Origin of the sequence: Pseudarthrobacter raffinosi (genome assembly GCF_023913735.1) — a bacterium.
GTDB lineage: Bacteria > Actinomycetota > Actinomycetes > Actinomycetales > Micrococcaceae > Arthrobacter > Arthrobacter raffinosi.
On record NZ_JAMXBH010000008.1, the window covers coordinates 165,868 to 190,886 of the forward strand.

General features: G+C 64.7%; 21 protein-coding genes and 1 pseudogene. 8 read left to right on the plus strand and 14 right to left on the minus strand.

The features are described 5' to 3' along the window. Positions 1–82 precede the first annotated feature (82 nt). A pseudogene (locus tag NG698_RS09380) lies at positions 83–1,191 on the plus strand (HNH endonuclease signature motif containing protein); the annotation flags it as partial. Between the two features lie 297 nt (positions 1,192–1,488). Further along, on the plus strand, positions 1,489–3,210 hold the full coding sequence (locus NG698_RS09385; protein WP_252609419.1) for an alkaline phosphatase D family protein: 1,722 nt from the start codon (positions 1,489–1,491) through the stop codon (positions 3,208–3,210). Here the strand turns inward: NG698_RS09385 and NG698_RS09390 are convergent. The 4 genes from NG698_RS09390 to NG698_RS09405 form a co-directional block, all read right to left on the minus strand. Next, positions 3,207–4,031, minus strand: a complete 825-nt coding sequence (locus NG698_RS09390) for a PhzF family phenazine biosynthesis protein (RefSeq protein WP_252602928.1) — start codon at positions 4,029–4,031, stop codon at positions 3,207–3,209. The genes NG698_RS09385 and NG698_RS09390 overlap by 4 nt on opposite strands. A gap of 92 nt (positions 4,032–4,123) precedes the next feature. Next, positions 4,124–6,445, minus strand: coding sequence for an FdhF/YdeP family oxidoreductase (locus tag NG698_RS09395; RefSeq protein WP_252602926.1), 2,322 nt, complete (start codon positions 6,443–6,445; stop codon positions 4,124–4,126). Between the two features lie 46 nt (positions 6,446–6,491). Continuing rightward, positions 6,492–7,109, minus strand: coding sequence for an MBL fold metallo-hydrolase (locus NG698_RS09400; protein WP_252602924.1), 618 nt, complete (start codon positions 7,107–7,109; stop codon positions 6,492–6,494). Next, on the minus strand, positions 7,106–8,212 hold the full coding sequence (locus NG698_RS09405; RefSeq protein ID WP_252609421.1) for an S-(hydroxymethyl)mycothiol dehydrogenase: 1,107 nt from the start codon (positions 8,210–8,212) through the stop codon (positions 7,106–7,108). The genes NG698_RS09400 and NG698_RS09405 overlap by 4 nt, the downstream gene beginning before the upstream one ends. 554 nt (positions 8,213–8,766) lie before the next feature. On the opposite strand from NG698_RS09405, the gene NG698_RS09410 reads away from it, so the two are divergent. From NG698_RS09410 to NG698_RS09420, 3 genes are all read left to right on the plus strand, one after another. Continuing rightward, positions 8,767–10,077 (plus strand): MFS transporter, encoded by a 1,311-nt coding sequence (locus tag NG698_RS09410; RefSeq protein WP_252602918.1) that lies wholly within the window; start codon positions 8,767–8,769, stop codon positions 10,075–10,077. A gap of 86 nt (positions 10,078–10,163) precedes the next feature. After that, complete coding sequence (locus NG698_RS09415; protein WP_252609423.1) at positions 10,164–11,420, plus strand: aminopeptidase P family protein; 1,257 nt, start codon at positions 10,164–10,166, stop codon at positions 11,418–11,420. Between the two features lie 115 nt (positions 11,421–11,535). Further along, complete coding sequence (locus NG698_RS09420) at positions 11,536–12,375, plus strand: IclR family transcriptional regulator (protein WP_252602912.1); 840 nt, start codon at positions 11,536–11,538, stop codon at positions 12,373–12,375. Between the two features lie 125 nt (positions 12,376–12,500). Here the strand turns inward: NG698_RS09420 and NG698_RS09425 are convergent, their stop codons facing one another. From NG698_RS09425 to NG698_RS09445, 5 genes are all read right to left on the minus strand, one after another. Next, positions 12,501–12,788, minus strand: a complete 288-nt coding sequence (locus tag NG698_RS09425; RefSeq protein WP_252601835.1) for a hypothetical protein — start codon at positions 12,786–12,788, stop codon at positions 12,501–12,503. After that, positions 12,775–13,440: a GAF and ANTAR domain-containing protein gene (locus NG698_RS21785; protein WP_252601837.1), complete on the minus strand. Its 666-nt coding sequence runs from the start codon at positions 13,438–13,440 to the stop codon at positions 12,775–12,777. The genes NG698_RS09425 and NG698_RS21785 overlap by 14 nt, the downstream gene beginning before the upstream one ends. 217 nt (positions 13,441–13,657) lie before the next feature. Then, complete coding sequence (locus NG698_RS09435) at positions 13,658–14,440, minus strand: GAF and ANTAR domain-containing protein (protein ID WP_252601840.1); 783 nt, start codon at positions 14,438–14,440, stop codon at positions 13,658–13,660. Beyond that, positions 14,424–14,696 (minus strand): hypothetical protein, encoded by a 273-nt coding sequence (locus NG698_RS09440; RefSeq protein ID WP_252601843.1) that lies wholly within the window; start codon positions 14,694–14,696, stop codon positions 14,424–14,426. Before NG698_RS09440 ends, NG698_RS09435 begins: the two co-directional genes overlap by 17 nt. Then, positions 14,693–15,424: a GAF and ANTAR domain-containing protein gene (locus NG698_RS09445; protein WP_252601845.1), complete on the minus strand. Its 732-nt coding sequence runs from the start codon at positions 15,422–15,424 to the stop codon at positions 14,693–14,695. The genes NG698_RS09440 and NG698_RS09445 overlap by 4 nt, the downstream gene beginning before the upstream one ends. A 334-nt stretch (positions 15,425–15,758) precedes the next feature. On the opposite strand from NG698_RS09445, the gene NG698_RS09450 reads away from it, so the two are divergent. The 3 genes from NG698_RS09450 (at position 15,759) to NG698_RS09460 (ending at position 18,437) form a co-directional block, all read left to right on the plus strand. Next, entirely contained in the window at positions 15,759–16,706 is a 948-nt protein-coding gene (locus NG698_RS09450; protein WP_256470931.1) for an alpha/beta hydrolase, read from the plus strand. Between the two features lie 118 nt (positions 16,707–16,824). Next, positions 16,825–17,589: a FadR/GntR family transcriptional regulator gene (locus NG698_RS09455; protein ID WP_374210048.1), complete on the plus strand. Its 765-nt coding sequence runs from the start codon at positions 16,825–16,827 to the stop codon at positions 17,587–17,589. A gap of 80 nt (positions 17,590–17,669) precedes the next feature. After that, positions 17,670–18,437 carry a glucosamine-6-phosphate deaminase gene (locus tag NG698_RS09460; protein WP_252601847.1) on the plus strand — a complete coding sequence of 256 codons (768 nt, stop codon included), beginning with the start codon at positions 17,670–17,672 and terminating at the stop codon, positions 18,435–18,437. Positions 18,438–19,000: 563 nt separating this feature from the next. On the opposite strand, the gene NG698_RS09465 is transcribed toward NG698_RS09460, so the two are convergent. From NG698_RS09465 to NG698_RS09485, 5 genes are all read right to left on the minus strand, one after another. Next, positions 19,001–19,564 carry a dihydrofolate reductase family protein gene (locus NG698_RS09465; RefSeq protein ID WP_252601849.1) on the minus strand — a complete coding sequence of 188 codons (564 nt, stop codon included), beginning with the start codon at positions 19,562–19,564 and terminating at the stop codon, positions 19,001–19,003. A 595-nt stretch (positions 19,565–20,159) separates the two neighbouring features. Continuing rightward, positions 20,160–20,582, minus strand: a complete 423-nt coding sequence (locus tag NG698_RS09470) for a hypothetical protein (protein WP_252609425.1) — start codon at positions 20,580–20,582, stop codon at positions 20,160–20,162. Between the two features lie 211 nt (positions 20,583–20,793). Next, positions 20,794–22,167, minus strand: a complete 1,374-nt coding sequence (locus NG698_RS09475; protein ID WP_252601853.1) for an MFS transporter — start codon at positions 22,165–22,167, stop codon at positions 20,794–20,796. Positions 22,168–22,206: 39 nt separating this feature from the next. Then, the gene (locus tag NG698_RS09480) at positions 22,207–23,682 is read right to left on the minus strand and encodes an NAD-dependent succinate-semialdehyde dehydrogenase (RefSeq protein ID WP_252601854.1); all 1,476 of its coding nucleotides are present in this window, start codon (positions 23,680–23,682) and stop codon (positions 22,207–22,209) included. 19 nt (positions 23,683–23,701) lie between these two features. Beyond that, positions 23,702–24,952, minus strand: coding sequence for an iron-containing alcohol dehydrogenase (locus NG698_RS09485; RefSeq protein ID WP_252601858.1), 1,251 nt, complete (start codon positions 24,950–24,952; stop codon positions 23,702–23,704). Positions 24,953–25,019 lie beyond the last annotated feature (67 nt).

The following is a 25,019-nucleotide window of genomic DNA, read 5'->3' on the forward strand; positions in this document are numbered from 1 at the left end:
GGGCTCGGTGGTTGAGCTTGTCGAAACCCGGCAGGCTCAACCATGTCGCTTGAATGTCAGACCCTCCCACGAGGATTGATGCATGGGAAGCGGAGCGGTGGCGAAGGCATTTGCGGATATTTGCCTGGACATTCTTGCCTGGACCGCCGGGTCGGAGCCGCGGTTTGCCGCGTTGAAGGCCCAGGCTGCGGCGAAGTACACGGACAATATTCACTCGATGGCACCTCCCGCCGCGTCAGCGCAGGCGCAGGAGGCATCGGTGGCAGCGGAGATCGCGTGCGTCCTGACAATCGGGCCGCGCGCGGCGAGTGTGTTGCTGTCCGAGTCCCACGAGCTCACCACCCGTGGCTGCCCTGCCGGGGAAATGCCCGCCTCCCGGTTCCGCCACAAAGCCCGCATCTGGCGCGAACGCCACCACACGGAGAGCATCGAGAAGCGCCACGCCAAAGGCGTCCTGGACCGGCGGGTGTAATACACGCCGGACAAGGACGGCATGGCCTGGCTCGCGGCGTATTTGCCTGCCGACCAGGCGGCAGCGATCTGGAACCGCACCACCGCCCTCGCGCGTGGTCTGCAGGGCCCCGACGAGAACCGCAACCTCACCCAGCTCCGCTCCGACACCTTCGCCACCGCACTCCTCGGCGGCGGCCGTAGTCTTGGCCACGGTGGGGACGCGGGGAACCCCGGGAAAGTCCCCACGCCCCGGGCCGAGGTCTTGGTGACGGTGCTGGTGTTCTCCCTGCTCGGCGCCACCGATGAACCAGCCATGCTCGACGGGTACGGCCCGATCCCACCGTCCATGGCTGGGGACCTCGTCGCCAACGGAGCAGACTCGTTCTACCGGGTCCTGGTTGACCCGCGGGACGGGTCCTCGCTGGAGATCGGCCGCAAGAGTTGCCGGCCCAGCAAAGCGATGCGGCGGTGGCTGCGGATGCTGGACGGCCGATGCCCTTCCCGGGATGTTCCAACCAGTCCCTGGACAACGAAGCGGACCACGTCGTGGCCTGGCATCAGGGCGGAACCACCGGCGTATCGAATTTGGGCCAGTCATGTCCCCGACACCACCGGCTCAGACACACCAGCGCCTGGAGACCCACCCCAGCAGCCAAAAACGAGCCACCCCGCTGGATTTCACCCTCCGGCCGGCACTACAAGAGCGAACACCAGGACTGGGAACCACCTCACTGGCCCCGGTGAACAAAAACCGGAACCCAAACCGGAGCTGAACTCGGTGCTGACATCAGACGGGCGCCTAGCATCGCGTGAAGGCCGCGGTCACCCCGACTTTGTCCACAATGCACTCTCCCTGGGAGAGAAAGGCTTGGAGCGTTTCCTCCACGCCGCCGTCTGACGAGTGCCCGAAAGCAGTGTGTTCCCGCCTCGACTCGGCTGAGCACTTGAACGAACGTGGAGGCAGGCCGCTGGTGTTTCCTCGGCTCTTTGGCCGTAGCCATGGTTGCCGCGGGCCGGAACGGGTACAACTTAGTGATGACGACTTCCCTGGTGCTTGGTCCCATGATGCGGTATGTGGATGAGACCTCGGCGAGCATCTGGGTGGAGACCCGGAGCGATTCCCGCGTCACCGTCCGGGCCGGACAGCAGAGCTGGGCGGCGCGTACTTTCGCGGTGCACGGCCACCATTACGCGCTGGTGGAGGCGGACGGAATTGAGCCAGGATCAGTGCTTCCCTACACCTTGGAAATCGGCGGCGTGCAGGTCTGGCCTGAGCCGGGCACCGGGTTTCCGCCGCCGGTGATCGCGACGCTGAAGCCCGGCAAGCCGCTGCGCATGGCCTACGGGTCCTGCCGCACCAGTGTCCCGCACGACGAGTCCGGCAACCGGACGCACGGCGTCGACTCGCTCCGCGCCTACGCACTGGCGATGGCCTCCGGCGGCGACCTGCCGTGGCCGGACCTGGTGGCCTTCCTCGGAGACCAGGTGTACGCCGACCTGACCAGCGAACAGATGCAGCAGTTCATCCGCGCCCGCCGCGACATCAGTGCACCGCCTGGTGAGGAGCTCAAGGACTACGAGGAGTATGCGCACCTCTACAATCTCGCGTGGTCCGACCCGGCGAACAGGTGGCTGCTGTCCACCCTGCCCAGCGCCATGATCTTCGACGACCACGACATCCGCGACGACTGGAACGCTTCACTGAGCTGGAAGAGGAGCATGGAAGCCACCTCGTGGTGGCATGAGCGGATAGTTTCGGGGCTGTCCTCCTACTGGGTCTACCAGCACCTGGGCAACCTGTCGCCGCAGGACCGGCTTACCGATGCCATCTGGCAGCGGATCGCCCGGCACCGGAGCGAGGCTGAGCTCGACCTCAGCGCGGAACTGGACAGCTTCGCTGAACGCGCAGACCGGGACCCGGAATCCTACAGGTGGAGCTTCTGCCGGGATTTCGGGGACACACGGCTGATAGTGGTTGACTCCCGAGCCGCCAGGAACCTGGTGCCGGAAGCCCGCGCCCTGCTTGATGATGAGGAGATGGCCTGGCTCGACGGCCGGATGCGCGGCGGATTCCGCCACGTGCTGGTGGCAACGTCGCTGCCTTTCCTGCTGCCGATGGGCCTGCACCACGTCGAGTCGTGGAATGAGGCCGTTTCGGAAGGCGCGTGGGGGAAGCGCGCCGCCCGGGTCGGCGAGAAGCTGCGCCAGGCGGTGGACCTGGAACACTGGGGCGCCTTCCAAAAAAGCTTCCAGGAGGTGGCCGTCATGACCGCCGAGGTCGCGGATGGCAAGCGCGGCCCGTCACCGGAGACAGTCACGTTCCTGTCCGGGGACGTGCACTTCTCCTACGTCGCGGAGGTGAAACGCTCCTCGGGCAGCCGGATCATGCAGGCAGTCTGTTCCCCGATCCGGAACCCTCTTCCCCGGCTGATGAGATACTTCGGGGCCGCCATGGCCTACGGCCTGGCTGCGCCGATTGGGGGCCTGGTGGCCCGCTCGGCGCGTGTGCCGGACCCGCCGTTCCGTTGGACACGCGTCGAGGGACCCTGGTTCAACAACAACCTGGCCAGCCTGGAGATTGTCCCGGAAGGGCTGAAACTGTGGTGGCAGACAGGCGTCGTGGAAGACGGCGACGAATTGCACCCACGGCTCGAGACTGTGGCATCCTTCACCGTGGCGTCCCGGAGGGAAAGCAGGAGCCGATTTAGTGGGCGGGGTTTTGATAGGCTCAACCGCCGCCGGGCGGCACGAAGCTAGGCCGCCAGCCACACCCTGCCTTCGAGGTACCGCACGCACGTGCCGGAGAGCAGGGTGCGCTCACCTTCCACACGGCAGAGCACGGTCCCGCCGCGCGCCGAAAGTTGGCGGGCGGACAGGACCGTGCTGCCCAGCCTGCCGGCCCAGAGCGGTGCCAGCTGGGAGTGCGCCGAGCCGGTCACCGGGTCCTCGGCAATGCCTGCCCGGGCACCGAAGAACCGGGAGACGAAGTCGTGGCCGGTTCCATAACCCTCCGCCGTGACGACGACGCCCCGCACCGGCAGCTTCGCAAGCGCCACAAAGTCGGGGGTCAGCGTGCGCACGGTCTCGGCATCCTTGACGACATGGATGAGGTCGGTTGCCAGGAAGGCCTCGAGAGCCGGGACCCCGAGGGCTTCTGATACGGAGGGGTCGACGGCCACGGGTTCAGGGACCTCGGAAGGGAAGTCCAGGATGAAGCCGTCACCGTCGCGCTCTACAAACAGCCAGCCGCTGCGGCTCCAGAATTGCAGCCGCTTGGCGTCCGGGTGAACGTCCGTGAAGAGGTACGACGCCGTGGCCAGGGTCGCGTGCCCGCAGAGGTCCACTTCAATGGCCGGCGTGAACCAGCGGAGGTGGTAGGCGGGCTGCGAGGAGTCGAAGGGCGTGGCTTCGTACGGGATCGCGGCAACGATAAAGGCCGTCTCGGAGAGGTTGTTCTCCTCGGCCAACTGCTGGAGGACACCGTCAACCAGCCAGCCCTCCAAAGGCATTACGGCTGCTGGATTCCCCTCGAAGGGCTTGGTGGCGAAGGCGTCGATCTGGATCAGGGGTATATGCATGCCTTTCACCGTAGCGGCAAACTGGACTGCAAAGTTAGAGCCAGTTTGAAGAAGTGGCCTGCTTGCCCAGGCCTGGGCAAGCAGGCCCGGGCTCAGCCGCCGGCGTGCGGCACGAAGCGGACGAACATTGCCTTGAAGCCGGGGGTGTTGGATTCCCTGGCGACGTTTTCCTTGTGGACCAGGGCGTTGGCTTCGGGGAAGTATGCGGCGGCGCAGCCCTTGGCTGTGGGGTAGGCGACCAGGCGGAACTTGTCCGCCTGCCGGTCGTGGCCGCGGAAGGTGCTGACGACGTCCACGAGGTCCCGGTCCTGGAAGCCGAGTTCTGCCAGGTCTTCGGGGTGGACCAGGATCACACGGCGGCCGCCCGAAATCCCCCGGTACCGGTCGTCGAGGCCGTAGAAGGTGGTGTTGTACTGGTCGTGGCTGCGGATGGTCTGGAGGACCAGGTGCCCGTCGGGCGGGGTGAGGTATTCGAGCGGGCTGACCGTGAAGCGGCCCCGGCCGATGTCGGTCTTGAACGAGCGGGTGTCCCGTGGCGGGTTGGGCAGTACAAAGCCGTTTTTGGTCCTGACCCGGGTGTTGAAGTCCTCGAACCCGGGCAGGACGCGGGAGATGTGGTCCCGGACCACGTCGTAGTCCCCGGCCATGGCCTTCCAGTCCACGAGGTGGTCCGGCCCGAAGGTCGCCTCGGCCATCCGCGCGACGATTACCGGTTCGGCGAGCAGGTGCTCGGAGACGGGCGCCAGCCTGCCCTGGGTGGAGTGGACCACGGACATGGAGTCCTCCACGGACAGGAACTGGGCGCCCTTGGGGTGCTTGTCGTCCTTATCGGTCCGGCCGAGGGTGGGCAGGATCAGCGACGTGCGCCCGTGGACCACGTGGGACCTGTTCGGCTTGGTGGAGACGTGTACGGTCAGGCCGATCCGCTGCATACCGGCTTCCAGCGCCTGCGTGTCGGAGCCGGCGAGTGAGAAGTTTCCGCCCATGGAGACGAAGACGTCGACGTCGTTGCGGTCGAAGGCTTCCATGGTTTCGACGGCGTCATAGCCGTGGGGGCGGGGCGAGTTGATCCCGAACTCGGTGTCGAGGGCGTCCAGGAGCCAGTCCTTGGGTTTTTCCCAGATGCCCATGGTCCGGTCGCCCTGGACGTTCGAGTGCCCGCGGACCGGGCAGGCCCCGGCGCCGGGCTTGCCGAAGTTGCCCTGCAGGAGCAGGACGTTGACCATTTCCTTGATGGTGTCCACCGAGTGCGGCTGCTGCGTGACGCCGAGGGCCCAGCAGAAGATCGTGGCCTTGGACCGGATCAGCATCCCGGCCACGGTTTCGATCTGTTCCCGGGGCAGGCCGGTGGCCTTTTCGGTTTCGGCCCAGTCCAGCTCCTCACGGGCGTCTCGGTAGGCGTCGAACCCGTCGGTTTGCGCGTCAACAAAGGAACGATCGACGACGGTGCCCGGGTTGCGTTCCTCCGCCGCCAGGAGCAGGTGGCCCAGTGCCTGGAACAGGGCCAGGTCTCCGCCGACCTTGATCTGCAGGTACTCATCGGCCAGCGGCGTTCCGCCGCCGACGACGCCGGAGACGGTCTGAGGGTCCTTGAAGTTGAACAGCCCGGCTTCCGGCAGCGGGTTGACGGCCACCACCTTGCCGCCCTTGTCCTTGCATTCCTTCAGGGCTGAGAGCATCCGGGGGTGGTTGGTGCCGGGGTTCTGCCCCACGACGAAGATGAGCTCGGAGTCGTGGATGTCCTCCAGGGACACGGTGCCCTTGCCGATGCCGATGGTCGGGTTCAGCGCCGAGCCGGAGGACTCGTGGCACATGTTCGAACAGTCGGGCAGGTTGTTGGTGCCCAGGGCCCGCGCGAACAGCTGATACATAAACGCCGTCTCGTTCGCGGTGCGGCCGGAGGTGTAGAAGACGCACCGGTCCGGGGTGGAGGCCCGAATGTGTTCGCCTACCAGTTCGAACGCTTCGGCCCAGGAGATCGGCGAATAGTGGGTCTCCCCTTCGCGGATCACCACCGGTTCGCTCAGCCGGCCCTGATTGCCGAGCCAGTACTCCGTTTTCCCCGAGAGTTCGGCGATGGAGTGCGTGGCCCAGAACTCGGCACCGACCGTGCGGAGGGTGTTCTCCTCAGCCACCGCCTTGGCACCGTTCTCGCAGAACTCGGCCGCTTTGCGCTTCGTGGCCGATTCCGGCCACGCACAGCCGGGGCAGTCGAACCCGCCCTGCTGGTTCAGCCGCAGCAGGGACTGCGCCGTCCGGGTCACCCCGGCCTGGGCCACCGCGCGTTCGAGGGCAACCATGACGGCCTTGACTCCGGCCGCTTCCGTTTTGGGCTTGTGGACTTCGAGGTTGTCCTCGTTGATGTCCTCAACGGGGGCGGGCTGCTTGCCGAACTTCACTGAACCGACCTTCATTGGACTGCTTTCACTGGATCACATGGGTGTTACTGGGCTGGTCTCACTAGGCCAGCTGCGCCAGGGTCTCCTGTTCGGCCCCGATGGTGGTGTTGTCGCCATGGCCGGTGCGGACCACAGTCCCGGGCGGAAGGATGAGCAGGCGTTCCCGGATGGAGGCGAGGATCGTGGGGTAGTCGCTGAAGGACCTGCCAGTGGCGCCCGGACCGCCGTTGAACAACGTATCTCCCGTGAAGATCGTTGCTTCGCGCTCCAGCAGGAAACACGTGGAGCCGGGGGAGTGGCCGGGCGTGTGGATGGCCTTCATGCTGGCGCCGCCCACCGCGAACACCTCGCCGTCACTGATGCTGTGGTCTGGCTGCTGGTCCGGGTAGACCTGCTCCCAGAGCACCAGGTCGCCCGGGTGCAGGTAGATGGGCGCTTGCACGGCCTCGGCCACGGCACGCGCGGCGCCGATGTGGTCGTTGTGCGCGTGGGTCAGCAGGATGGCCAGGACCTTCCGGCCCCGGACCTGGCTGATGATTGCGGCGGCGTCGTGCGGGCAGTCGATGATCACGCATTCATCGTCGTTGCCCACGATCCAGACGTTGTTGTCCACGTCCCAGGTGCCGCCGTCGAGCGCAAAAGTGCCCGAGGTGACCAGGTTTTCGATGGTGACTTTCATGAGAGCTCCTTCAGGGACTGAATTTCAACCACCGAGCGCAGGACTTTGCCCTCGTGCATCTTGACGAAGGCTTCCTCCACCTGGTCAATGGTGATGCGCTCGGTGACGAAGGCGTCCAGGTCCAGGTTGCCCTGTTTGTAGTGCGCCACCAGCATCGGGAAATCACGGGAGGGCAGGCAGTCGCCATACCAGGAGGACTTCAGCGACCCGCCCCGGCCAAAGACGTCCAGGAGGGGCAGCTCAAGCAACATGCCCGGCGTCGGGACGCCCACCAGCACCACCCGGCCGGCGAGGTCGCGGGAGTAGAACGCCTGCTTGTACGTTTCAGGACGGCCGACGGCGTCAATCACCACGTCCGCTCCGTTGCCGTTCGTGAGGGCCCGGATGGCCTCGATGGGGTCTTCGGTGCTGGAGTCCACGCCGTGGGTGGCCCCGAGGGAGGTGGCCATGGCCACCTTGTTGGCGTCGATGTCCACGGCGATGATGGTGGTGGCGCCGGCCAGCTTGGCACCCGCGATCGCGGCGATGCCTACCCCGCCGCAGCCGATCACCGCCACGGACTCGCCGCGCTTGACCTCGCCGGTGTTGATGGCCGCGCCGATGCCTGCCATCACGCCGCAGCCGAGCAGGCCGACGGCGGCGGCATCGGTGTCGTCGTCAATCTTGGTGCACTGCCCGGCGGCTACCAGGGTCTTTTCCGCGAAGGCGCCGATGCCCAGCGCCGGGGAGAGCTCCGTGCCGTCCTCGAGCGTCATCTTCTGCGTGGCGTTGTGCGTGTCGAAGCAGTACTGCGGCTGGCCCTTGGCACATGCCCTGCACTCACCGCAGACAGCGCGCCAGTTCAGGATCACGCGGTCGCCGGGAGACACCTCTGTGACGCCCGGACCCACGGCGCTGACCACACCGGTGGCCTCGTGGCCCAGAAGGATGGGGAAATCGTCGGTGATTCCGCCCTGCTTGTAGTGCAGGTCGGTGTGGCAGACCCCGCACGTGAGGATGTCCACCAGCGCCTCCCCCGGACCGGGGTCCGGGACCAGGATGGTCTCCACCGATACCGGGGCATTCTTTTCCTTGGCGATGACCGCCTTGACTCTGTGAACCATTAGCTGGTGTTCCTTTCCTGAGTCCAGGGACTCCTGGGCGACGGCGCTCCGGGCAATCCAGCCGGCCCGTCTGGTTCAAAGGGTTCTCATGCCGCAGCTCCGAGAGCCCCCAACCGCTGGTTGCCGACCTGACGTTATTGCGTATTACACAACACGGTGCACATAGCGCGTACTCGAAATATGTCAGCCGCCACGGAGGGTGTCAATAGATCCCTCGTGTGCTGCGTTCGTCCACAGTCCAAGTTGGGGTGTTGGACTCACGCCACTGTCGCAACATGATTTCATCCTATGCAACAGACCGCAATGTTCTCTCCTGCTGCGCGCTGCCGGGAAGTCAGACGCTGACCTTTCCGGGATCCATGTGCCGAGCCACAAAATAACCATTGACTGTGTTGCTCATCACGCTTAGTCTGTTGCAACAGCGTTGCGCTGATTGCAACCCCAAACAACTTGGTGGATACATGAGTAACGAAACTTCCTCTCCCGCTCGTGCGGGAAGCCCCGGCCCTCAACCACATGGTGTACATGACGGGCCCCGGGCCGGCCGCAGCACAATGAGCGGCCAGAATTTTGAACCGGCTGACAACGTGGTCAGCAAAGAAACACGCCGCAGAGTCATTGCGGCCAGCTTCATCGGCAACTTCGTAGAGTGGTTCGATTACGCCGTTTACGGCTATCTTGCCGTAACGATCGCGACAGTCTTTTTCCCTGAATCAGATCCCCAAACCGGGCTTCTGCTGACCTTCGCCCTGTTTGCGATTTCATTCCTGGTGCGCCCGCTCGGCGGGTTCGTCTGGGGCCACATCGGTGACAGGGTGGGCCGGCGGACAGCGCTGTCCCTCTCGATCTTGATCATGTCAGGAGCAACCTTCTGCATAGCCCTCATTCCGGGCTATGCCACGATCGGCATCTGGGCTCCCATCCTGCTTCTGGTCATCCGGGTAGCGCAGGGCTTCTCCGCTTCTGGTGAATATGCTGGAGCGTCGGCCTTCCTGGTCGAGTACGCTCCCGCCAACAAGCGCGGCCTATACGCCGCGGTTGTTCCCGCCAGTACCGCGGCCGGACTGCTCCTCGGCTCCCTGATTGCAGGCCTGTTGACAGTCCTTCTGAGTTCCGATGCCATGCAAAGCTGGGGTTGGCGCCTGCCGTTCCTGCTCGCAGCCCCGATGGGACTGATCGGCCGCTACATCCGGACCAAGCTCGAAGACACCCCGGTGTTCCGCGAGCTGGCAACGGAGGACCAGGCAATCAAGGCACCCGTGTCCAGCCTGTTCCGGAACCACTGGCGGCAGCTGCTGCAGGCCGTCGGAGCCGTGCTGCTCAACGCCGTCGGGTTCTACGTCATCCTCAGCTACATGCCCACCTATCTGTCCTCGGAACTGGGCCTTGGCGAAACCGAATCGTTCCTTGCGACGACCATCGCACTGGTTACGTACATCGGCTTTATCTTCCTGACCGGGATGCTTTCGGACCGTTACGGACGCAAGAAGGTGCTTATCAGTGCATCCATCGCATTCATTGTGCTGACCGTTCCCGCCTTCGCGCTGCTGGGAACCGGGAATTTCCTGGTCATCGTCCTGGTCCAGATCCTGCTGGGCGCGATGCTCACCCTCAATGACGGAACACTTCCCAGCTTCCTGGCCGAAATGTTCCCCACCCGCGTCCGCTACAGCGGCTTCGCGGTCAGCTTCAACCTCTCCAACGCGCTGTTCGGCGGTACCGCCCCGTTCATGGCCACGCTCCTGATCGCCGCCACCGCAAGCGATCTGGCCCCCGCCTGGTACCTCGTCGCTGCGGCTGTCATCTCGCTGATCGCCGTTTCACTGTCCAGGGAAACGTGCAAAGAACCGCTGCGCCACGAATAGCCCACCTCTTCCAACAGCTTCTCCCTTCAAGTAAATGCATCACCCAAATACGTCACGTAAATGCATCGCAGAAAGGCACCACCACAATGACCACCACAGCATCTGAAAACGCCACCTCCGTCGCCGAACTGGAGCGTCTGAAGGTCCTCAACAACGGCCAGAAGGTCTCCCTGACCTTCTCCGACGCCGAATTCGAGCGGCGCATTGCCGGTCTTCGCCGGATCATGGCCGAGAAGGACCTGGACGCCGTCGTCCTCACCAGCTACCACTCCATCAAGTACTACTCCGACTTCCTGTTCACCACCTTCGGCCGCTCCTACGGCATGGTGGTCACCAAGGATGACACCGTCACCGTCACAGCCAACATCGACGCCGGCATGCCCTGGCGCCGCAGCTACGGCGACAACCTGGTCTACACGGACTGGCGCCGGGACAACTACATCTTCGCCATCCAGGAAGTCCTGCGGACCCGCGGCATCAACCCGCGCCGCCTCGGCGTCGAGGACGACTCGCTGCCGCTGGACAACCGCAACAAGATCCAGGCCGCCTTCTCCGGCGCGACGCTCGTGGACGTGGCGCAGGCAGCGATGCGCCAGAGGATGATCAAGTCAGCGGAGGAAATCGAGGTCATCAAGCACGGTGCCCGGATCGGCGACCTCGGCGGCGAGGCCATCCGCAACGCCATCACGGCCGGCATCACGGAGTACGAGGTCGCCCTGATCGGCACCGAGGCGATGGTCCACGAGATCGCCAGGACGTTCCCCAACTCCGAAATCCGGGACACCTGGGTCTGGTTCCAGTCCGGCATCAACACGGACGGCGCCCACAACTGGGCCACAACCCGCAAGGTCCAGGAACACGACATCCTGTCCCTGAACTGTTTCCCCATGACCAGCGGGTACTACACGGCACTGGAGCGCACGCTGTTCTACGGCGAACCCGATGCCCGCTCCCTGGAACTGTGGAACATCAACGTGGAGGTCCACAAGCGCGGACTTGAGCTGATCAAACCCGGCACCGTGTGCAAGGACATCGCCGCGGAGCTCAACGAGATCTACGTGGGCCACGGGCTCCTCGCCAACCGGACGTTCGGCTACGGACACTCCTTCGGTGTCCTCAGCCACTACTACGGCCGCGAAGCCGGGCTGGAGCTCCGCGAGGACATCGACACCGTGCTGGAGCCGGGCATGGTGGTTTCCATGGAGCCCATGATTACGGTCCTGGATGGCCAGCCGGGCGCCGGCGGCTACCGCGAGCACGACATCCTGGTGGTGGGCGAAGGCGGCGCCGAGAACATCACCAAGTTCCCGTTCGGCCCCGAGTACAACATCATCGGAGCTTAACCCCGGTGGTTGAGCCTGCCGAAACCCTGACAAGCTCAACCACGGCCCCGGGGAGCGGCGCCGTGTCTGACGCGGCGCCGCTTTCCGCTGACTATGCGCAATGATAGTGAGCATCATGACCACACCGGATTCCATTGACACCAACGGCAGCGACACCAACGGCAAGGGCGATACCAAGGGCGCCTCTGTCATCGTCAACGCCATCGCCGTCCTTCGATCATTCACGGCCGACGAGCCGTTGCTTGGCGTGACGGAGATCGCCAACCGGGTGGGCCTGCACAAGAGCACCGTGTCAAGGATCCTGGCAACCTTCGAACAGGAAAACCTCGTGGAACGCGATGCGGACACGCGCCGTTTCCGGCTCGGACTGGGCCTGATCGCCGTCGCCGGTCCGTTGCTGGCCGAACTGGAGGAGCGGCGTGTCGCCTATCCCGTCCTGCGCGAACTCACGGAACTGACGGGCGAAACCAGTGCCTTGATGATGTGGGAGGGCAACGAGTCGATCTGCGTGGAGCAGATTGCCAGCCGCCACCAGATCAAGCACACTGCGCCGCTGGGGGCCCGCTACAGCGACGCGTTGAGTTCCTCGGTTCAGGTGTTCCTTGGAATCCAACCGGAGGAGAGGGTGCGTGCCCTCCTGCGCAGCGGAGCAATTACCTACCCCGGGCTGGACGAGGCCTCCCTTGAGGACTATCTGCTCCGCCTTAAGGACGACTCCCGCCGCGGGTGGGCTATCAACTACGGCGAGTCCTCCTTGGATGAAGTCGGCGTCGCCGCCCCCGTCTACGATCACCGCGGCGACCTTGTGGCAGCAGTCCTCATCCCGGCCCCGCGGTTCCGGGTCTCCAAGGAGCGCCTGCAGAGCCTCGGCGAATCCTGCAGGGCAGCGGCGGACAAAGTCACCGCACGGCTGGGCGGCAAGGCACCCGGCACCATCAAACGCTCTCTCACTTAACGCAGGAAAATCACCAACGCTCTCTCACTTGCCTCAAGAAAGCGAGAGAGCGTTCGGCGAAAAGTGGCATCAAGTGAGAGAGCGTTCGGCGAAAAGTGGCATTAAGTGAGAGAGCGTTTGGCCCGCTAGGGATCCTCGGGGCGGGATGGATCCCCAGACCCAAGCTCGTCCGAATAGGGCGCGCGGGGGCCGGCGTGGTCATTGAACAGTTCGTTTGCCGCCATGGCCAGGAGGTCCCGTTGCAGTTCGGGGAGCGAGAGAAGCCCCTGCAGGTAGGCCTCCACTTCATACTCACCGACCGAACCGCCGATGCCGAAGTAGTAAAGCCACAGGTCACCCGTGCTGACTTGTGCTGCTGCCAGTGCTGCTTGGAGCCTGCGGCGTTGCTCCCATTCGCTGCTATCGAAGCCCATCACTACTGCCTCTGCGCGGGTCGGAGGCCACCCCGGCCAGGACAATGGCGCTGACTTCCATAAGCGTGCTGCGCGTCGCGCGGGCCTGCCGCATCAGCTGCTGCAGGGCGGCGTCCTCGGTGATGGTGTGGCGCTCCATGAGGATTCCGCAGGCCCGGTTAATCAGGTCCCTGCTGTAGAGAGCCGATTGAAGGCTGTCACTGATGCGTTCCGGAGTTTCGGCAGTCTGGATATGCGACAGAAGGGTGGCCGCGGGGGAGGCAAAAAGCTCCATGAGGGCAGCGGTGGCATCTTCAAAGGCGCCGGGGGAGGCGGCGTAAATCTTCATTGCACCTATGGCCTGCCCGTCGGCGATCAGCGGGGTGCTGATCACTGAGCGGATTGGCAAGTCAACGACGGCGGCGCTCCAGTTTGGCCAGCGGGCTTCAGTTGCAACGTCATGGATGAGGATGCTCTCTTGGGTGGCCCAGGCTGTCAGGCAGGGCCCCTGGACCAGTTCATACTGAAGGGCGTCGGCGCGTTCCACCACGCTGTCGGTAGATCCGGAGCTGACCGGGCGGGCATGGGGATCAAGCATTGAGACACCTGCCCCAAGAGTCCCCGGGATGGAATCCCTGACGGCGCGGGAGAGATGCTGGACGGCGTGGTCCACTTTTCTTCCGTGAGGAGCAGCCCCATAATCCTGCCCAAGGCAGTGGATAGTTCATCCAGGGGATACTTCTTGATCATGCTTTTTGCCTCCGGCCATTCTGCGTGACCGGCCTCCGGCGTGCCGGATGAGCCTGTTTGTGACCGTTCAGCGCTTCAGGTAAAGCCTAACGTGCGCGGTGGGCTGCGGACCCGGACCTGCACGAATACCGGCTTTGTGGCTATTCATCGTAAGTGGTGGGAAACACCCGTTCGCCGGCAATTCCAGAAATGATGCCGGCGGCCACCTCCTTTAGCTTCATATTGCGGTGACTCGACGCATTGACCAATATCTGGAATGCCGCATCGCGGCTGCACCGGCTCTGCGCCATGATGACCCCAATGGCCGTGTCAATGACGGTGCGGGACTTCAGGGCGGCGGCGAGGTCGTCACGGGCGTCGCGCAGCTGTGCGATGTTCAGGGCGAGGTCCAGCGCCTTGGCGGCGATGCCCGTCAGGCCAACAGCCGCATCCATCCCGTGATGCGGGAAGCCATCCGTGTTGGGGGAGTAGAGGTTTACCACAGCCTGCGAAGGAGCCTGCAGATGCATTGGGACCGCCAGGATGGAGCCGATGCCCGTCTTGCGGGCTTCCTGGTTATATTTCGGCCACCGGACATCGGCGTCCAGATCCGGGACATGGACCATGGATTTTGTCCGGAGGGCTGTCAGGCAAGGTCCATGGCCGATGCTGTTTTGCAGTTCGTCCAGGTTCCGGGCGAGTGTATCGCTGCTGGCCACAGCGACGGGCCGCTTTTGCCGGACCACCGTGATCCCGCAGGACAAGTGGTTCCCGGGCTGTGACAGCTGCGTGGCAAAAATCGCGGCGGTGGCGGCCAGGAATTCACGGACGTCGGAGCTTGCCAGGACGAGGTCCTGCAGGTGGAGCACAAACTCGTGCAGGCCAGCGCCGGCACGTCCAACTTTGCCGGATTGGGGTTCTCGGATATCAAAGTCCTGAGACATGTGCACTTCCCGGTCCGTCCGCCGTGATCTCCTTGATGGCGGTCTGGATGAGATCCATCTGCAGCGGGGCCAATTCCACCAGCTCGTGCAGATAGGCGTCCACCCCGAGCTGATCGACGTTTCCGCCGATCCCGTAATAGTAGGTCCATAGCGCCGGGAGGCTGATGTTCCCGCTCTGGAACTGGACGGCTGCAAACTTGCGCTGGGCCGCCTCGAAGGCAGGCTGGGGGGTGCCCAATCCGCCGTCGTCCATCATTTCTCCCCGCCTCCGGTGATGACGGGGATATCTGAGGCGTGGTGCAGGATGTCCCCGGCAATGTCATGCAGCCGGCGGTTGCTGCTGCGGGAGGCAAGGTGCAGGAGCTTGACGGCGGTTTCATGGCTGCAGCGGTTCTGCACCATGATCAGGGCCACGGCCGAGTCCACAACGGCCCGGGACCGCAGCGCCGACCTCAAATGCTCCGGGTAGGGGTCCGAAGGGTGCACGCGGATTGCCAAGCGCAGGATCCGGGACAGCGATGCAGCGTGCTCCTCGATGGCGGTCACCGTGTCCGGGGCAAACGTATTCAGCTGGGTTGAGTAGCAGTTCAGGGCGGAGCGGGAACCGTTGTCGGTGGGGATGGGGACGGCCAGGATTGTCCGGATGCCTTCGTCTGCGACCGCCCCGGCATACCAGGCCCAGCTCTCGTCCGCCTGAAGATCACGGATAAGGACTGTGCGCTGCTCCCGCAGCGCCGTCAGGCAGGGACCGTTGTCGAGTGCGTACTGGCGTTCGTCCAGGCTCCGGGCGGTCTCCGTGCTGCTGGCTACCGTCACGGGCCCGGTCTCCCGTTCCACCGTGATGGCACACAGCAGGGGCGTCTCCCCGCCCAGCAAGGACGCGGAAATCGCTGTCAGTCCCAAGAGGAATTCGGTGAAGCCCGGACTTTCAAGGAGTAGGTCCTGCAATTGCTCCGCCGTCGGCAGAGCATCATTCTCGGCCATGCGGCCTCAATTCCAAGCATCGCCGGGGTCACACGACCCGGCTGGCGGCTGTGCGCTCTCTTCGCGCGCGGCCCGTATATTCAACCCCGGACCTATATGCCACCCCCGAAATCTCCTACTACCGACACTACGCCCTTCCCGGGCGGCCGCCGGTGGTCCGGCGACGTATTAGTACCCGGGAGCGCCACGGAGCGCCCGCAGGAAACGCACGACGGCGGCTGTTGCGTCCCGGTAGTCCCTCCAGGTCATCCCGAGGATGGAATTCACGGGCACAAATCTACCGGTTTCCTGCTCGGCGACTTTGCCGGGAGGCACCACGCTGTAGGCTCGGCACATGGCTGATCTGCGGCGTCGGACGTTTGTCTTTCGCACGCTGGTTGGTGCGGCTGCCGCGGCGGCCGTTGGAATTCTCGGCGCCGCGTGTTCGCCCGGCGCCGAGCGGGACGGTACCGCCGGTGGCGGTGCCAAGGGGGATGCAGTGAAGCGGCACAAGTACCAGTACGGCGAGGACGCCAGCCAATGGGGCGAGCTTTTCCTGCCGGAGCTGCCGGCCGGCGCCGAGCACCGCGGCGTGGTGGTGGTGATCCATGGCGGCTACTGGCGCTCGCAGTATGGCGCAGAGCTGGGGGAGCCCATCGCCAAGGACCTGGCCGCCCATGGCATGGCCGCCTGGAACCTTGAATACCGCCGGGCCGGAAACGGCGGCGGCTGGCCAAACACCTTCACGGACGTGCTGACCGGTATCGACAAGCTGGGCGACCTCGCGGCCAAGCATGCCCTGAACCTGGGTCCGGTGGTGGCGCTGGGCCATTCAGCCGGCGGGCATCTGGCCGCCTGGGCTGCCGGCCGGGGGAAGCTTACCCAGCTGGGAATGCCGGATGCTGACCGCCAGGTGCCCCGCACCTCAGATGCCTCCGCGGTGCACCTCACCGGCGTGGTCAGCCAGTCCGGCTTGCTCAACCTGGCCGAGGCGGAGAAGCTGAACCTCAGCAACGGTGCGGTGAGCAACCTCCTGGGCGGGTCGTCGGTGAAATATCCGCACCGCTACAGGTACGCCGACCCCATGACCGCCCTTCCGCTGGCCGTGCCGGTCATCGCTGTCCATGGGTCCGAGGACACCACCGTTCCCTTGGGCCAGTCCGAGTCCTATGTGAACGCTGGAACCACGGCAAACATGGAGACCCGGCTGGTCAGGGTTCCCGGGGACCATTACGCCCTGATCGACCCCAAAACGCCTGGTTACCGGGCGTGCCGCGAGCTTGTTCGGTCCCTTTTGGGTTAGATTCGGCGCTCCTGGGTTAGATTCGGTCCCTGAGGGTTGGAACTGCTCAAAAAATACGTTCCCAATATCTAGACATTGGACGTCCCATCTCCTGTACCCTTTAGATGTAGGACAAGTCGTGACCCCTAAGCGCGGCAAGGAGGAGACCCACGTGGCCATCGCATCGCAAGAAGTATCGCCCGCCCGTTTCAGTGCGCAGCTCCGTTCGCATGCCCTGCAGACGCGGATCATGGACCTCATTCTGGACCGCGGCCTGGACGTCGGTGACGCGCTGCCCACCGAAAGTGAGCTCTCCGCCGAGCTCGGCGTGGGCCGCAACACCGTCCGCGAGTCCCTGAAAGTACTCCAGGCACTGGGCGTCATTGAGATCCGGCATGGCTTTGGCATGTTCGTTGCACCCAACAACTTCAGCGCCCTGGTGTCCGGCCTGACGTTCCGCGGCCGGCTGTCCCTCCGCCACAAGGGCGAGGAAGCCATGGAGCTCATCGATGTGCGCCAGGCCCTCGAGTCCGGGCTGATCGGACCGGCCATTGACCTGCTCACCGACGAGCACGTGGCTGACCTGCGCTCCACCATGGAAGCCATGGAGGACGCGGCCAAGAAGGGGGAGCCGCTGCATGAGCACGACGCCGAATTCCACCGCCGCCTGTACGCCCCCCTGAACAATGAGCTGCTGATCAACCTCATGGATGTGTTCTGGCAGGTTTACCGCAAGATCCACCTGGCCATCGGTACCGGCCCGGTCAACCTTGAGCAGCAGACGCAGGACCACTGGGACATCTTCGAGGCCGTGGCCAACAAGGACAAGGCTCTTGCGTCCGAACGCCTGCAACGCCACTTTGACGGCATCCGCCTGAAACTCAAGGATGTCGCGGCCGCCTAGCCTGTTTCCCTCCGCCTTTCCTTCGCCGCCTGCGCCCGGGCGGATTTAGCCCTGCCCTTTTCGTAGAGAGTGCCTTTGCCGTGGAAATTTTCGTTGTGCCTACCGCCTCAGCTACCGGTTCCGTCGCCGCCGGGATCCTCGCTGCCGTTATCCGCAGCAAGCCCGACGCCGTCCTGGGTGTGGCCACGGGCGGATCGCCGCTGCCCATCTACGCGGCGCTCGCCAACCATCGGCTGGACATGTCCTCCGTCCGGGCCTTCGCCCTCGACGAGTACGTGGGCCTGCCCGCCGGACACCCCGAAAGCTACGCCGAAGTTGTCCGGCGCGAAGTGACTGAGCGGCTGCATCTGGATCCTGCCAACGTTGCCGTGCCGGACGGAAGCGCCGCGGGCCCCGAGGCCGCAGCCGCTGTCTACGACGCCGCCATTGCCGGAGATGGCTGCATCGATGTGCAGATCCTCGGCATCGGCCACAACGGCCACCTGGCCTTCAACGAGCCCGGCTCCGCCCTGGACTCCCGGACCCGCGTGGAAGTCCTCACGGAACGCACCCGCGAGGCGAACGCCCGCCACTTCAGCACGCCGGAAGAAGTGCCGCTCCGCTGCATCACGCAGGGCCTGGGCACCATCCTGGAAGCCCGCCACCTCCTGCTGGTGGTCAACGGCGCGGACAAAGCCGGCATCCTGGCCGCCGCCCTCAACGGGCCCGTCACTGCTGACTGCCCGGGGTCGGTCCTGCAGCTGCACCCGCACGTGACGGTGGTGGCTGACGAAGCCGCAGCCTCGCAGCTGGCGCAGGGGAGCGGGCAGGTCGCCGTGCGCGTGTCCGGGGCGGCCGCCAGCGTCTAGGCCGCGGGCTGTCTGCCATTCGTACTGCGGATCTGATGTCTCAGGAGTGTGCCGTATAGGGCCCCTTCGCCGGGCATTCTTGCGGGCGGGTCTTACGGCAATCGACAGGCCCCGGAAACGCGGCGATCGTGATCCGGAAGATCTTGGGTGGCGCTTGGGCCGGTGAAGGACCGGCTTACGGGCAGAGCTGCCTGCTGGTGCTTCAGCGTGGCGGCCGCGTCATCGAAAGGGATCACTGTGGTGCTGCTCGCGGCGGCGGAGCTAGTGTGCGGACAGGCAGGTTTCCTCGCGTGGGTCGCACAATCCGGTGTCGTTCGAGGGTTCAACATCGGCGCCGCGCTACGGTGCGGAATCTGTTGATCTACGAGTCCCGGCGGGAGTTGGCGCGTTTGCTGTTCGCGGACTTCAAGATGTGTCGGTGCGCCATGTTGTGGCGCAACCGTTTCTGTGGAAGGTTGAGGTCGCCGGGGCTGTGCACAAGCGCATTCCGGACTATCTGCTGGCCACCGACGTGGGGCCGCTGGTGGTGGATGTACTTCCCCGACCGCGCGGAGGAATCGCGCTCAGCGCCTCGTCTCGTACCTGGTCAGGACCACCCCGCCGGGAAACGTCCGCGTCTCCACCAGGTTCAGGTTCACCCAGCTATCCAGCGCGGTGAAGAACGGCGTGCCGCCGCCCACCAGGACCGGATGGGTCACGATCGTGTACTCGTCGATCAGCCCGGCCCGCATGGCCGCCCCGGCGAGCGTTGCACCACCGACCCTCATCGGCTCGCCGTCCTCAGCCTTGAGCCGGGTGATCTCCGCGACCGCGTCGCCGGTGACCAAGCGGGCGTTCCAGTCGACCTTGTCGATCGTCGAGGAGAACACCACCTTCGGCGTGTCCCGCCAGTTCCGCGCGAACTGGATCTGCGCCGGGGTGGCATTGGGCTGCTGGTCGCCGGTCGGCCAGTGGGAACTCATGGCCTCCCACAGCTTGCGCCCATACAGCAACAGGCCGATCGCCCGCTCCTGATCGAGCCACCACTGAAACAGCTCGTCGCTCGGCCCGCTCCACCCGAGGTCGTCGCCGGGCGCGGCGACGTAGCCATCCAGTGTCAGGTTCATGCCGTAGATCAGTTTCCGCATCACGCCATGCCTTCCGTCAGTCGGTCTCCATAGCATAGACCGGCGCGGCGCGGGAAACTCATCGGTGCGGCCGAGGCTAGGAGTACGCCGAAGATAACGATGATGACGTTCATTGGCAGTGCTTCTTGTAGTAGTTGAGGGCGTCATGGAACTCTGTCGTCCCGCACATGATCAGCAGCATCCTGTCCCTCATGGCGCCATCGTGTCTGCCAATGATCTGGATGCCATAGCCTTCGGTCCTCGTTTCAACTGAGCTGTCCGGTGAAGGTTCCCCCAACGGAACCCGAGCCCCACACCCAGAGTTGGTGCAGACGACTTCCGAAACTGACGATCCCGATCAGTGGGGTGTCCCGCCTGGGCTGTGCCATTCCAAGGAATTGAGACGCCAAGTAGAGCGGCGCGAAGCGCGGTTGGGCTTCGGCTGGGTGGATCCGCTAGTCGGAAGGGGTCTCCCTGGTTATCAGTCGTGGTTCGGCGTGGGCCTTGGCTGTGGGCGGTCCCTGCCACATTTTGATGAAGCGTGGCAGGGTTTTGCCTCGCTCTGATTCGGAGGACAAGACAGACACCGGGGAAGGTGGTTCCTTCCAGAGCTGGATCAGGTGCCGTTCGACGGGTGATTCCACGGCCAAGTCGAAGGCTGTGTCCCGGCCCGTCGCATGAAGGCGGGCGCGGTAGCTGCCCTTTCATTGCCCGTAATGGTCCCGACATCCTTCATCTCCCAGCCTGTGGGTGGGTTGAAGTACGCTCGGCCCTCCGGGAGCATCAGGGACACCTCGTGGATGTCTTCCCATCCTGGCGCGGTGCCCTCAGGTCTTGCCCCGAGGACCTCCACCGTCAAGGCAATGGGCCCTGAATGCACTCCGGTGGAAACCAACGGAACCATCAGCGGAGTTTCCTGCCCCTCGCCGCTCATCGCCGCCTGCAGGGCAGCTACAGGGTCTGCCGGCGGAAAGGGCGCCACGACGAAGTCCACGGCATGGCCCGATGCATTGATGACGAAAGATGCCGATTCGATCACAGGCCCTGCCTCTCAAGCAATATCGAAGGCTTGACCTCGATTACCCGTAGTGGAACATAGAGAACGTGCGGAGTACAGTGTTCGCAACATCTGGCGACTCTCGCAGCCGGCTCCGACGATAACCGCGGGCAGACCACCTCAGGCGCAGCAAGAAGGGCGCCGTCCAGGTCTACCTTTGACCCGGACGACGCCCGCCTTACTTAAGGGAGTATCAGTTAGCGCTGACGCGCTCCTGGGCAATCCCTGCGTTTTTCTCGTCCAGCTCCTGGGCAGCGGCGATGCGCCGGTCCAACTTCTCGAGTGTTTCCGGTGCGAGGAGTGTCGCCACAACCGTGATGACGCCGATCACGCTGAAGTAGAGGATCACCCAGCCGGGTTCGCCGTTTCCGGCGGTGAGTAGCGCCACGGCGACCAACGGCGCGATGCCGCCAGCGAGAACCGAGCCGAACTGGTAGCCCATGGACGCGCCACTGTAGCGCAGCTTTGTGGAAAACAGTTCCGCAAAGAAGGCGGCCTGGGGTCCGTACATCGAGTTGTGGAAGACCGCGAGCCCGATGATGATGGCGAGTGTTGCCAGCAGTGCGCTGCCACTGTCCGTCATGACGAAGTAGAGCGGGAAGAACAGGAGTCCGCCGATGGAACCGAACAGGTACAGCGGCTTGCGCCCGATCTTGTCCGAGAGGATCGCCCACAGCGGGACGGCAAAGACGCCGATGGCCGAGGCAATCAGAACGGACATCGTGCCCTGGTTGGCCCGTTCGGCACCGAACGTCTTCATGATGTAGACCACGGAGAACGTCGTGTACAGGTAGAACGCGGAGTTTTCTGCCAACCGCATGCCGACAACGAGCCAGATGCCCTTGGATTCCTTCTTCATGGCTTCGCCCAGCGGCTTCTTCGAGGTCTGCTTTGTCGCAACAAGTTCTTTGAAGTCGTCTGAGTCCTCGAGCTTGGCGCGAACGATCAGGCCGATGACGATCAGGACCACGCTGAGCAGGAACGGCACTCGCCAGGCCCAGGCATCGAATACTTCTGCGGGCACGGAGGCCTTGACGATCAGGACGCTCGAGTTAGCGAGCAGCATGCCTGCCGGGACGCCCATCTGCGTGAAGCTTCCGAAGAATCCGCTGCGTCCGGGAGGGGCGTGCTCGATGGAAATGACGGCCGCACCGGCCCATTCGGCTCCGGCGCCGAAGCCCTGAAGCAAGCGCAGCACCGTCAGCAGGATGGGAGCCCAGACTCCGATCTGTGCGTAGGTGGGAAGCAGCCCCATGGCCAGCGTGGCGAAGCCCATGATGAGCAGCGACAGCACCAGCATGGGCTTGCGGCCGATTTTGTCGCCGAAGTGGCCGGCGAACATGCCGCCGAAGGGACGTGCGGCGAAGCCGACGGCATAGGTGACAAAGGCCAGGAGGAGACCGGTCGCCGGGTCCTGTTCGGGGAAATACAGCCGGCTGAAGACGCCTGTCGCGGCGAGCAGACCGAAGATGTAGTAGTCATACCACTCGATGGTGGTGCCCGCGAAGCTGGCGAGCGGTACGCGCCAGGGTGCTTTCGTTTTGGCTTTGGTATTGGAGATCGTCATTGGTCTTTTCTTTCGGATGGAAACGAAGGGAGCGGCTGGCTACCAGTCGAGGGCGATGTATTTGGTTTCGGTGAAGTCCAGCAGGCCCTGATGGGCACCTTCGCGGCCGAGGCCGCTCTGCTTGACTCCGCCGAAGGGTGCTGCGGGGTCGGAGACGAGTCCCCTATTGAGGGCCACCATGCCGCTTTCGATGCGTTCAGAGACCCTGAGTCCGCGGCGAAGGTCCTCAGTGAAAACGTAGGCTGCGAGGCCGTACTCGGAGTCGTTGGCGGCGGCGATGACTTCGTCTTCGGTGTCGAAGGGGATGACCGAGGCCACCGGGCCGAAGATTTCCTCGCTGACCATGCGTGCCTGTAGCGGCACGTTAGTTACGACAGTGGGCGGGTAGTAGTATCCGGCGCCGTCGATGGCCTTGCCGCCGACGAGGAGCCTGGCTCCCTGGCTGACCGCGTCGCGGACCAGCGAGTCGACTTTGCGGACGCTCGCCTCATCGACGAGCGGCCCGACCTCGGTGTCTGCGTCGGTGCCCGGGCCCACGCGCATTGCGCCCATTCGTTCGGCCAGCCGGCGGGCGAACTCGTCGTGGATACCGCGCTGGACGTAGATCCGATTGGCTGCGGTGCAGGCCTGGCCGCCGTTGCGCATCTTGGCGATCATGGCACCTTCGAGGGCCAAATCGAGGTCCGCGTCATCGAAGACCAGAAACGGGGCGTTGCCGCCGAGTTCCATAGAGCACTTGAGCACGTTGTCGGCCGCCTGGCGCAGCAGGTGGCGTCCGACGCTGGTGGAACCGGTGAACGACAGCTTGCGAACCCGGGGGTCCGCAAGGATCGGGGTCATGACCTCGCTTGTCTTGCTCGTGGTGATGACGTTGACCACGCCCGCCGGGGTTCCCGCATCGATCATCAGTTGGGCGATCGCCAGGGCGGTCAGCGGCGTGAGCGTGGCGGGCTTCAGCACGGCGGTGCAGCCAGCGGCCAGCGCCGGCGCCAGCTTCCGGGTGGCCATGGCCGCCGGGAAGTTCCAAGGGGTGATCAGCACGCAGACGCCGATGGGCGGGTGCTGGACAAGGATCCGGTTGGAGCCCGACGGCGAGACGGACACATCTCCGATGATCCGGACCGCTTCTTCGGAGTACCAGCGGAAGAATTCGGCGGCGTACGCCACTTCTCCGCGGGCGTCGGTCAGGGCCTTGCCGTTTTCGAGGGAGATGAGGTGGGCGAGTTGCTCGCTGCGCTCGGTCATCAGTTCGAAGCAGCGGCGCAGGATTTCGGCGCGGCGGCGCGGCGGCGTCGCGGCCCACTCCGGGAAGGCTGCTGCCGCGGCGTCGACGGCGGCGAGGCCGTCCTCGACGTCGGCGTCGGCGATGCCGGTGATGACGGAAGCGTCGGAGGGGTTGATCACCTCGACGGTGTTACCGCCGCTGGCGTACTGCCAGTTCCCGGCGATCAGCAGCTGGCGGGGCACCGTCAGCCCGTCGACGTCGAGCGGTTCATGGGTTGAAAGAAGTGTCATCAGTGGTCCTTATCCCTGATCAGCGGATGGTGCGGTCGCCGGCGTAGGCGGCGTGAACGATGGAGGTTACGGCGTCGAGATCAAGCCGCACGGGGTTGTTGTCGATGAGCCGCTTGGAGTTCAGCGACAGCTTGGCGATCTGGGCGAGGTCGCTTTCCTGCACGCCAAGGTCCTTCAGCGTCGGAGGCAGCTCGATGGCGGCGATGACCTCGTCGATTGCATCGACGCCTGCGACGGCGGCGGCGCGCGGGTCCAGTCCGCTGATATCGCGCCCCAGGGCTTCAGCGATCTGCGCCAGCTGCGGCTGGATCGCCTCGAAGTTGTAGCGGACGACGTAGGGCAGCAGGAGGCCGACTCCCACACCGTGGGGGGTGTGGGTAAGTGCGCCTACCGGGTACTGGATGGCGTGTGCCGCGGCGGTTCCGGCATTGCTCAGGACGACACCGCCGTAGAGTGCCGCGAGCATCATCCCGGCACGGGCCTCGGTGTTTTCCGGGTCCTTGTAGGCGGTCACCAGGCTGCGGCCCACCAGCCCGATGCCGTTCAAAGCAATCGAGTCCGTCAGGATGTTCTTGCCGACGAAGACCCGTTCCGTGGCCAGCGTGGAAGTGGGTTCCCGGGTGATGGCAGTGAAGGACTCGACCAGGTGCACGAAGGCATCCGCACCGGTGGCGGCCGTCAGGGACGGGGGGCAGGAGTAGGTGAGTTCGGGATCGCACACGGCGGCGAACGGGATGATGTGGGGGCTCGAGATGCCCATCTTCATGCCCAGCTCAGGATCGGAGACGACGGCGATTGCCGTCGCTTCCGAACCCGTGCCCGCTGTGGTGGGCAGAGCGATGACCGGCTTGGTGGGGCCGGGAACGGCGAATTCGCCGTAGTAGTCGCTAGGCTTGCCGCCGTGCGTGAGCAGCACGGACACGACCTTCGCCATGTCCATGCAGCTGCCGCCGCCGAAACCGATGATGACATCGATCTCCTGGCCCTTGAGCTCCTCAACGCAGGCCAGGATCCCCGGCGTCGGAAGCTCTGCCTGGGTATCCCCGTATACCCGTACGGTCAGGTCCCGGTTCTCCAGGCTCCGGACCAGGGCCTGAAGTTCCTCTGAGACGGCCAGCCGCGGATCGGTGCAGACGAGGACGTTGGTCCCGAATTCGGCTGCGATATCGGCGACGGCGAAACGCTGCTGGGCGCCGACGACGACACTCCGCGGCAGCCGCAGGACGCCGAAGGTTGCGGGACGGATACCCGCTGCATGCGCACACGACATTGTGAATGACTCCTAGAGATGGGATGAGCGGGCTGCCCGAAAGGCGCCGCAGATCTCAGCATTCCAG

What these genes read in the sequence shown, in the direction of transcription:
- NG698_RS09410 (WP_252602918.1), top strand. Translation starts at nt 8,767, where the DNA reads ATGAGCGGCCAGAATTTTGAACCGGCTGACAACGTGGTCAGCAAAGAA.
- NG698_RS09465 (WP_252601849.1), bottom strand. Translation starts at nt 19,564, where the DNA reads ATGCGGAAACTGATCTACGGCATGAACCTGACACTGGATGGCTACGTC.
- NG698_RS09435 (WP_252601840.1), bottom strand. Translation starts at nt 14,440, where the DNA reads ATGTCTCAGGACTTTGATATCCGAGAACCCCAATCCGGCAAAGTTGGA.
- NG698_RS09425 (WP_252601835.1), bottom strand. Translation starts at nt 12,788, where the DNA reads ATGGGCTTCGATAGCAGCGAATGGGAGCAACGCCGCAGGCTCCAAGCA.
- NG698_RS09400 (WP_252602924.1), bottom strand. Translation starts at nt 7,109, where the DNA reads ATGAAAGTCACCATCGAAAACCTGGTCACCTCGGGCACTTTTGCGCTC.
- NG698_RS09440 (WP_252601843.1), bottom strand. Translation starts at nt 14,696, where the DNA reads ATGATGGACGACGGCGGATTGGGCACCCCCCAGCCTGCCTTCGAGGCG.
- NG698_RS09485 (WP_252601858.1), bottom strand. Translation starts at nt 24,952, where the DNA reads ATGTCGTGTGCGCATGCAGCGGGTATCCGTCCCGCAACCTTCGGCGTC.
- NG698_RS09475 (WP_252601853.1), bottom strand. Translation starts at nt 22,167, where the DNA reads ATGACGATCTCCAATACCAAAGCCAAAACGAAAGCACCCTGGCGCGTA.
- NG698_RS09445 (WP_252601845.1), bottom strand. Translation starts at nt 15,424, where the DNA reads ATGGCCGAGAATGATGCTCTGCCGACGGCGGAGCAATTGCAGGACCTA.
- NG698_RS09480 (WP_252601854.1), bottom strand. Translation starts at nt 23,682, where the DNA reads ATGACACTTCTTTCAACCCATGAACCGCTCGACGTCGACGGGCTGACG.
- NG698_RS09415 (WP_252609423.1), top strand. Translation starts at nt 10,164, where the DNA reads ATGACCACCACAGCATCTGAAAACGCCACCTCCGTCGCCGAACTGGAG.
- NG698_RS09395 (WP_252602926.1), bottom strand. Translation starts at nt 6,445, where the DNA reads ATGAAGGTCGGTTCAGTGAAGTTCGGCAAGCAGCCCGCCCCCGTTGAG.
- NG698_RS09385 (WP_252609419.1), top strand. Translation starts at nt 1,489, where the DNA reads ATGACGACTTCCCTGGTGCTTGGTCCCATGATGCGGTATGTGGATGAG.
- NG698_RS09420 (WP_252602912.1), top strand. Translation starts at nt 11,536, where the DNA reads ATGACCACACCGGATTCCATTGACACCAACGGCAGCGACACCAACGGC.
- NG698_RS09405 (WP_252609421.1), bottom strand. Translation starts at nt 8,212, where the DNA reads ATGGTTCACAGAGTCAAGGCGGTCATCGCCAAGGAAAAGAATGCCCCG.
- NG698_RS09390 (WP_252602928.1), bottom strand. Translation starts at nt 4,031, where the DNA reads ATGCATATACCCCTGATCCAGATCGACGCCTTCGCCACCAAGCCCTTC.
- NG698_RS09450 (WP_256470931.1), top strand. Translation starts at nt 15,759, where the DNA reads ATGGCTGATCTGCGGCGTCGGACGTTTGTCTTTCGCACGCTGGTTGGT.